General features: G+C 68.1%; 2 protein-coding genes. Both read left to right on the forward strand.

All coding sequences use genetic code 11. The annotated features are described in order from the left end of the window. On the forward strand, nucleotides 1-511 hold a 511-nt coding region (locus ABVB68_RS36800; protein ID WP_353605575.1), incomplete at its 5' end, for an RNA polymerase sigma factor. 19 nt (nucleotides 512-530) lie between these two features. Further along, the gene (locus tag ABVB68_RS36805; protein ID WP_073513676.1) at nucleotides 531-1,175 is read left to right on the forward strand and encodes a hypothetical protein; all 645 of its coding nucleotides are present in this window, start codon (nucleotides 531-533) and stop codon (nucleotides 1,173-1,175) included. The last annotated feature ends 77 nt before the right edge of the window (nucleotides 1,176-1,252 follow it).

Here is a 1,252-nt window from a genome sequence, read left to right on the forward strand (position 1 = left end):
GCTGACCCGCGGCAACCGGGCCGACGCCGAGGACCTCGCCCAGGACGCATACGTAAAGCTCATCGGATACACCTTCACCCGACCGGTCAACGGACGGGCCTTCCTCACGCGCGTGCTGACCAATCGGCACATCGACCTGTATCGGCGGCGGCAGACACAGAAGGCTGTTCTGGGGGTCAACACCGGCTTCGAAATCGCCCTCGACGACCTCTCGTCCGACCACGTCACCCGCGACGTCGCCGAGGGAGTGGTGTTCTCCACCGAGATCCGTGTCCACATCGGAGTCGTGATCGACTCCTACCCCGACGCTGAACAGCGCCCCCACCTGTGGGCCCTGCTTGACCTCGACGACGGTGACCTCCGGCCCCTCGAGCAGGTCGCCGCCGTTACCGGATTGAGCCTGTCAAAGGTCAAGAAGCTCAGCTCGTGGCTCAAGACCCGACTGCAGGCCGCCTTGGCTGAGCTGGCCCCGAATCGACCGTCGACCGCACCCGACGCCCCCACCCTCTAAAAAGTAGGAAGAGACAACGATGACGAACTTCGACAACGACCCCGGACGTCTGGCTGCCGAGGCCGAGGCGTTGCTGGCGCTGATCGACGCCGAGCTGCACGCCGACGACCCCGACCACACTCTGATGCCTTCCGACGAGGAACTGCTGGCGATGACCGAGCGAGCTTTCACCCGGGCCAGCGCGATCGTCGAGGCACAGGAGGCCATCGGGGACGCCCGGATCGACGACGACACCCTCGCCGATGTCCTGGCGACCTGGACCGCCGAACTTGGACTGGTGTCCTCGACCCGCGCGGCCGCGACCGCCGACGAGGGCCGGCTATGGAAGGTGCGGGTGACCGACCCCGACCTGGTCACCGCGATCCTCGGCGTCGACGCGGTCGGCCCACTGTCGCTGACTGTATCCGATACCCCGGTGGCGGACGGGACCGCGGTGAGCGTGACGTTGCCGCTGCGCAGCACCCCTGACCCAGGTATCACGCTCCTCGCGGTGATCGACTACGGCGACGGTGCCCGCATCCGGATTCCGCTGTACCAGGTCGATCGTGGTGAGGCCGCCGCGCAGATGGGTCTGGCCGAGCTGTCCGGCAAGGCGATCCTGCCTGCGAGCATCGAAGCCACCCACCCGGTGCTCACCCTCTCGGTGCTGGCCGGCCCCGCGTGAGCATCGACGCCGCGCCTGGCGCCACCTGGGGGGAGGTACTCGACCAGGCCCGCACGGGCACCGATCCCGACCGCGCC

The organism is Streptomyces sp. NPDC096012, assembly GCF_040426375.1.
GTDB lineage: Bacteria > Actinomycetota > Actinomycetes > Streptomycetales > Streptomycetaceae > Streptomyces.

What these genes read in the sequence shown, in the direction of transcription:
- ABVB68_RS36805 (WP_073513676.1), top strand. Translation starts at nt 531, where the DNA reads ATGACGAACTTCGACAACGACCCCGGACGTCTGGCTGCCGAGGCCGAG.